General features: G+C 61.4%; 6 protein-coding genes. All 6 read right to left on the bottom strand.

Going from position 1 to position 6827, the window contains the following annotated elements; translation table 11 throughout:
* Positions 1 to 216: 216 nt before the first annotated feature.
* The 6 genes from HNO86_RS15945 to HNO86_RS15920 all read right to left on the bottom strand — a co-directional run bounded on the left by HNO86_RS15945 (position 217) and on the right by HNO86_RS15920 (position 6796).
* Positions 217 to 1353, bottom strand: a complete 1137-nt coding sequence (locus HNO86_RS15945; RefSeq protein ID WP_175377901.1) for a DUF1120 domain-containing protein — start codon at positions 1351 to 1353, stop codon at positions 217 to 219.
* Positions 1354 to 1363: 10 nt separating this feature from the next.
* Positions 1364 to 3826 (bottom strand): fimbria/pilus outer membrane usher protein, encoded by a 2463-nt coding sequence (locus HNO86_RS15940; protein WP_175377900.1) that lies wholly within the window; start codon positions 3824 to 3826, stop codon positions 1364 to 1366.
* 132 nt (positions 3827 to 3958) lie between these two features.
* Positions 3959 to 4672 carry a fimbria/pilus chaperone family protein gene (locus tag HNO86_RS15935; RefSeq protein ID WP_372242537.1) on the bottom strand — a complete coding sequence of 238 codons (714 nt, stop codon included), beginning with the start codon at positions 4670 to 4672 and terminating at the stop codon, positions 3959 to 3961.
* Between the two features lie 41 nt (positions 4673 to 4713).
* The gene (locus HNO86_RS15930; protein WP_175377898.1) at positions 4714 to 5343 is read right to left on the bottom strand and encodes a DUF1120 domain-containing protein; all 630 of its coding nucleotides are present in this window, start codon (positions 5341 to 5343) and stop codon (positions 4714 to 4716) included.
* A 168-nt stretch (positions 5344 to 5511) separates the two neighbouring features.
* Positions 5512 to 6135, bottom strand: coding sequence for a DUF1120 domain-containing protein (locus tag HNO86_RS15925; protein ID WP_175377897.1), 624 nt, complete (start codon positions 6133 to 6135; stop codon positions 5512 to 5514).
* Positions 6136 to 6172: 37 nt separating this feature from the next.
* Positions 6173 to 6796: a DUF1120 domain-containing protein gene (locus HNO86_RS15920; protein WP_175377896.1), complete on the bottom strand. Its 624-nt coding sequence runs from the start codon at positions 6794 to 6796 to the stop codon at positions 6173 to 6175.
* Between the last annotated feature and the right edge of the window lie 31 nt (positions 6797 to 6827).

The following is a 6827-nucleotide window of genomic DNA, read 5'->3' as shown; positions in this document are numbered from 1 at the left end:
CCTGGGAAAAACTGGGTACGCAAGCTGCTGGTGTAATAGTGCCAGTGACCGTCAGATCGGTGCTTGAAGCGGCCAATGCATAAGGGGCCGTGCCAATCAGTGTGGTGACGGAGATTGCTGCAAGGTACTTCTTCATTTTTTGCTCTCTTTCATGGTTTTTCCTGCAAGCCCCGGACGGTTTGGTTGCCAATCGGGTTTGACAGGGTCGGTTGGTTGTTACAGGTAAATGATCTCGATTGTCCCGGCGCCATCGAGGTGGATGGCGGTACTTAAATCAAGGCTGTTGGTGGGCGCGATCACGGCGTCGACGGTGACGGTGGTGGTGAAGTTCTGGATCATCACCGGCCCCGCACTACTACCGGCGCTGTCGGTAAAGCCCAGGTAGCTGTTCTTGCCGATGGGAATCGGACTGGCGCTGGACGTGCTCCAGGCCGTACCACCCGTGGTGGAGTCGGTGCGATACAGGCGCCCGAAGTTGTCGGCGCTGACACTGACCGGGTCGATGTTCAGCGAGTACAGGCCAATCTTGTTGTTGCGGCTGTCCATGCCCAGTCCGTAGTAGATCTCGCTGTCGACCGTGGCCGAGCCTGGGCGGTTGTCGTGCATGATCATCGCGAAGGCAGTCGGCGCATCGCAGCCGACCCGCAGCGTCAGGCTGCGAGGTGGCAGGCGCGTGCTTTTGTCGACTTTCAGATCGTTTTGGGAAATGTTGCCGAAGTCGACCACACCACCATTGGACAGCACCGGCTCGCAGGCCGCCGGGGCGAAGCGAGCGCGCAGGATCGCTTCACGAGTACGCCCGGCGCCGATGGCATCGAATGTTCCGCTGGTTTCCCAAGTCACCGCATCGCGGACCTGCATGCCCTGTTCCTGAACCCACGCCGTCACCTCGACCTGTGCCGAAAAATTGCGACCCTGCACAGGTGCTCCGGCTTTTACCGGAACCACGCCGTGGCCCGGCTGCCAGATCAGGTTCGACGCCATTTGCGAAGGTGCCTGGCCAGCGCCTGCGATCAAGCCGATATCCACTGACTGACCATCGAGCACAGCGTCGCGAATACGCAGTTGATAACTGCCGCGTTCGGCGAAATGGAAGCGCTTGCCGGTCGCCGCCATGGCTCGATAAAACAGGCTCATGTCGCCGGGGGTTGAGCAATTCAGGCTCAGGCTCAACTGACGCTCGCCCAGGTTGCGCTCGGGCGCCGAATCGGGACGGATCGCCCGGTTCATCAGTCCGTAATCGAGTACGGGCTGACTCAGGTTGAACTGGCACTCGTCTGCATTGGCCTCTGGGACAAATCCGCCGAAAGCCAGGGACGCGAGGGTCAGCAGCAAAAAACGGGGCAGGTTCATGGCATCTTCCTCATAGGGCTCGGCACTTGGCGGGGGCGGTTTCGTAGTACGCGTCGGGGTCGGCGACCTCGGGCAGTTCGTAGCGCAGCTCGCAGCGCTCCAGCCCCGGACCGCTGATATGCAGAGGGCGGGTATCGAGAACGTTGGGCAGGAACACTTGGCCGCCTTGCTGCACCAGAGTGACGAACTCGCCGTCTTCGGTATTCACCACGGCGCCGCGTGGCAGGGGAGCACCGTTGGCGGTGGTCACCTGAAGCAAGGCCCGACGGGTCATGGAGACACCGAACTCGACCTTGTCGACGGCACCGCGTCCGGCGCTGATGACCGCCAAACCGTTGTGGATGTCGGCATTGCGCGGCAGGGTTTTGGTGTCGACTTCCACCGGACTGCGGCCGTAAGCGGCCACTTGCGGGACAACCGCCTGGCCTTGCCAGTCGGTCCAGACTGGGCCGCTGGGGGTCGAAACCTTGATGGCGCCCATATCGCCCACCGACAGCAGGGCGAAGGTGTCGTTCACCGGGTAAGGCGACAGGGTCAGGCCACCGCTGTGCAGTACCGCGCCGCCTCGGGCGCTGGCCTGATAGCTGGAACGATCGGCGTCGCCGCGGGTGTAGTTCAAGTCCAGTTGGGTGTAGCGCGGCAGCAGGGAAACGCCGGCTGTGGTCTGTACCTCTTTGTCACGGGTGTCGTGTTCGACGCCGATTCGGTAAGCCAGTTGATCGTTGATCTGCTCGCTCAAGCCCATGCCGCTGCGGTAATCGCCATCACTGTTGCGCACCCAGGTGCGCGCCCGGCGGTTTTCGCCCAGGGGAATGCTGAGATTGACGTAAACGCTATCGTCATTACGGTCCGCACCACTGACCTGCCATTCGCTGGTCACGGAGACCGACACGCCTTTGATATTGGTGCCCCAGGACACGAGGGCGCGACTGCTGCTCTGGCCATCGAATGAACTGGATCGGCTCAGGCCGCTGCTGAACGCGCCGAGCCACGGGTGCGACCATGACAGGCTGGCGCTTTGTTGATCGCGATAGCGCGATTTGCTGTCGTCATCGGTGTTGTCGAACACCGCGTCTTCCAGTTCGCGGTAACCGAGGGTTCGGTATGAACTGCCAGCACTGAGGGCCCATTGATCGCTCAAACGGTGGGACAGGCTCAGATCGGCCTGAAGACCCTGACTGGATTGCTTGCTGGCGTCGGCGGCGGTCAGGGTGGCTTGAACCTGGGTAACCGGCGATGGCACAAAACTGACTCCTGCGCCTGCCGCCTGGTAATCCTCGGCACCGGTCACGCCTGCGCTGAACAGTACTTGTGGATGGATCGCGCCGCTCCAGCCACCGCTGATCACCCACGGATCGTCACCCTGTGCATCGCCAATGTTGCGCACCCGACCCGCCGCCAGCGAGAAGCCGGGCGCTGGCAAACCGATGCCGAGCATCGCCGCCGGCACGGTGAATTTGCGTTCGCTGCCATCGGTTTCCTTGACGGTCACTTCGACGTCGGAGCGAGTGTTGAGGCGCCGCACGTTGGTGAGCGCAAACGGGCCGGCGGGCACCACTGTGGAGTGAATCAGCGAACCGTTCTGCCGGACTTCAACCTGCGCCTGACTATTGGCGATGCCCTCGATCACCGCGCCCTGGTTTTCGACTTGCAATGCCTGTTCGTTGAGCACTTGCACGCCGGTGATTTGCGCGCCGGCCAGCACCGGGTTGTAGAGGTTGATCTGGCCAGCCTGCAGCACGGCTTCGTGACTGGCGAAGGTGCGTTGGGCGTAAGCGGCGATATGCGTCGTACGCGAGATATCGTCCTGCCAGGTCTGTACCTGGCGGCTGCGCACGATCCAGTCGCCGGCGTTGAACCCGAGTTCTGTGTTGGCCGATGCAAAACGACTGGTGTCGTTGCCGAATTTGCTGTGCAAGCCGGTGACGTCGTAATTGAGCATGCCGGCGATACCACCGGTTTGATAGCCGGTGAAATCGCGCGTGGCCGGGCGTATCGATTCGGTGGGTACGATCAGTGAAAGCGCCAGATTGGCCGGATCCGGATCAATGATGGTCTGCGGTGCGGCGGCCAGGAAGTCGTGACACTTGCCGTCCTCCAGCATCTGGTTGGGTACGTTCAGGTTGGCCTTGTCGAGCAGAGGCCGGTCAAAACACAGCGCGCCCTGGCGATCGAACGTGGCGTCCACGCGACCGTGGCGCTGACCATTGACGGTGAGCGTCACCGGATGTTTGCCCGCGGTGAATCGCGGTGCCTGCATCAGGGACGTCGCCAGCGCCGGGTCAATGCCACGCTGCAACAGCGTGTTGGTGTCGAACGCCGCCAGTAGCAATGCATCGCCTCGGGCATCGAGGGCGATTGATGCACCGGTCAGCAGCAACGCCACGGTGGTCCGTCGTTGTATCAGTCGAGGGCGAGTTCGCCGAATGACAGGCATGGCTTCGCCATCACGGTAAATCGATACTGTGTTCATGGGGTTCACTTGGTCAGGGCGACGTGCTGGCGGATTCGTTGTGGCTCAGTCACGTCCGGGGCAACGGCTCAAAGGCCGTTGCCTGAAAACTTGGGCGCTCTGCGTTCCTTCATGGCGCTGTCGTGGGTGGGTTCAGGATTTGATCGGTGCCTCGTAAGGCGGTACCGCGAAGCCGTAGACCGTGGCCGGTTGAATCCGTACCTGGGTGGCGGCCGCCCCGCCGGCGGGCACGGTCAGGGTTTCCCCCGGCAGTACGTAGGTGCGTGGCAACAGGGCCGCGCCATTACCCGGCAGCAGTGAAAGTTCCTGAGCCAGGCGCACGACATACGGCGAAGGGTTGTGCACGCTCAACTGGTCGTTTTTCAAGCTCCAGTCCAGCCCCGTCCAGGGCGTGCGATTGGGCGGCAGGCCCTTGGGATGCAGGATCACCGGCAGGTTCTGGCGTACCGTCACCCCCACTCGCGCATGGCCTGCCTGCGCCGCTACGCGGTCCTGGGGCATGCCTTCGAAAATCACGCGCTTCAAGCGCTGCGTGGTCAAGGGCGTGGACGTTTGCAGGATGAAGCGTACCAGTTGGCTTTTGCCGGTCTCGACACGGGCCAGGGGCGGTGTGACAAACAGCAGCGGTTCGGTGTCTTCGGGAATGTCTTCGAGGGTGACGTGCAACAAGGCCAGACTCGCGTCGGTGTTGGTCACCGACACCGAGGCCTCGCCGTCCGCTTCGTTGACGATGACCACCGAGGTGTCCGGCACCATGCCGTCGGCAAGCGCGTGGCCGCATACAAGCAGGAGCAGCGTGCCCAGACAGCATTTGAGGCGTCGAGCGCCGTTGGAAAAGTTCATGATTAAAGCCCGTATAAAAGAAGAAACCGTGATCGTCGACATGGCTACAGATACCTCAGGTCGAGCACGATCTCGCCGTCCAGCGGCACTTCCTGATTCAGGGTCAGGAAGGCAGCGGCATTGATCGAGGTGTTGATGTGCAGCCAGGCGGTCACCAGGCGATGGGGTTCAGGTACCAGTGTTCCGGGCTTGGCGAAGCCCATATAGGTGTCCGGGTAGGCGTTGTTTTCCGGAAACCAGGTCAGGCCTTGATTGCTCGAAGCCAAAACCAGTGCCGGTTCGCCATCGGCCACCGCGTTGCGTATGGCCAGGCTCACGTTGCCCAGACGCTCGGTAGGGGCATTAACGTTCCAGCCAAGCCCGTAGTAAAACCCTGGCCCCAGCGAAGAGTCCGGCCGACTGTCCACCCCCATCAACACAAACAGCAGCGCTTCGTCGCAGTTCACGCTCAGGTCCAGTTGTCGTCCAGGCAGCGGGGTCAACTCGTGTTGATTGAGGCTGCGGGCTGGCACCTTGCCGTGGTCCACCAGTCCGCCATCCGACAAAAGCACGTCACAGGCATGGGGCGTTATGCGGCCCTGGACATTCAGCTCGACGTTGGAGGCGGCCAGGGTCGTTTGGCTCACGCCGAGCAGGCAGAGCAGGGCGAGGGAGTGTGGAATCGCTTTCGTCATATCGGTCTGAAGTCCTTGTCAGCGCGTGTCCAGCAGGGGGCGGCGCAGGGTTCCCGTCGTTGCGGGGCGCCTTGCCGCATGTGTTGTAATCGGTGGGTTCGGCACGTTCTGGAGCGCGGCGAAGTTACGGTGTGCGCAAGCTGCGCCGCGCTTTAGTTCATCGATGAATTACAGGTAACGCACGGTCAGGGTGAGCGAGCCGTCCATATTGGCTTCATTGGTCAGGGTCAGTTGGTTGGCGGGGGCGATGACTGGGTCGATACGAAGGTCGGAAGTCAATGTCTGGAAAGGGATTGGGGTCACGTTGCTGGAGTCGGCCACCGAAATAATGTTGTCGGTCGCCAGACTGCTTCCTGGCTGCCAGGTCGAACCGTTGTCTGTGGAAACGATGTTTCTGAGCGATGCGCCATCGGCGACCGGATTGGCCAGTGTCAGGTTCATGTGGCCCAGTTTTTCGTTACCGTTGATCAACCCGAGACCGAAATTCGCCGGGTCGGTCTGGGCAGCCGAACCTGCTCGGTTGTCCTTGCTCTCAACTGCGGCCAGGGTCGCGGCGTCACAGGTGATCGTGAGCTGCACCGTTTGCTGAGCCAGCGCTGTTGGCTGGTCAACATTAAGATCCCTGGCGGAAATCTTGCCGTAATCCACCAACCCACCCTGAGACAGGGTCGGCTCACAGGCACTCGGCGTGATCGTCCCGGTCACGGTCAGGTCGACACTGGAGGCGGCGAAAGCGCTGGCACCGCCAGTCAGCAACAGGGCAGCGAAGAGGGCATTGAGTTTTTTGTTCATCGTGTAACTCCTGAATAAATCCGTTTAAAAAATGGCGTCACAAATACTTGAGCTGCATCGTGGCGTGGCCATCGATGGGCAGTTCATCGAGCAGGGTCAGATCGCTGGCCGGTGCAATGATGGTGAAGGCACGCATCCGGGCGTTCAGGTCCTTGATGGCGATGGGGGTGTGTGGATCGCCGGGAGCGGCGAACGACGTCAACCCGGCATGCCCCAGATAGGAAGACGGCGCCCAACTGACGCCGCCGTCGCGGGACATGATGGTCAGCACCGAATTGCCGTCAGCCTGCGGTTCGAATACCCCGAAGGCCACACTGCCCAGGTTCTGGTCATCGTTGACCACCCCCAGACCGTGGTACTCCGGTTTGATGGCCGAGGTTCCGGCGCGGTTATCCAACGTGGTCAGGGTGAAAAAAGTGGCAGCCTCACAATGAACCTCCAATTGCATCTCACCGGCGGGCAGTCGGGTTGGCAGCTGATGATCGAGATCCTTGGCCGTCAATTTGCCGTGATCGACGATGCCACCGTTCGACAACGTTGGGGCGCAGGCGCTGGGGGTGATGATTCCGGTGACGCTCAAGTCGGTGCTGCTGGCGGCGAATGACATTGGCGCGCAGGCGATCAGCGAAGAAGCTAATAAAACGGCGGAACATCTTTCCATGATGGGGCGTCCTTTGATTCAGTGAGTGATG

The sequence above is a fragment of the Pseudomonas sp. C1C7 genome (assembly GCF_013359595.1).
Classification (GTDB): domain Bacteria; phylum Pseudomonadota; class Gammaproteobacteria; order Pseudomonadales; family Pseudomonadaceae; genus Aquipseudomonas.
The sequence above is the reverse complement of the archived record's forward strand: the minus strand, read 5'-3'. Positions and strand labels throughout refer to the sequence as shown.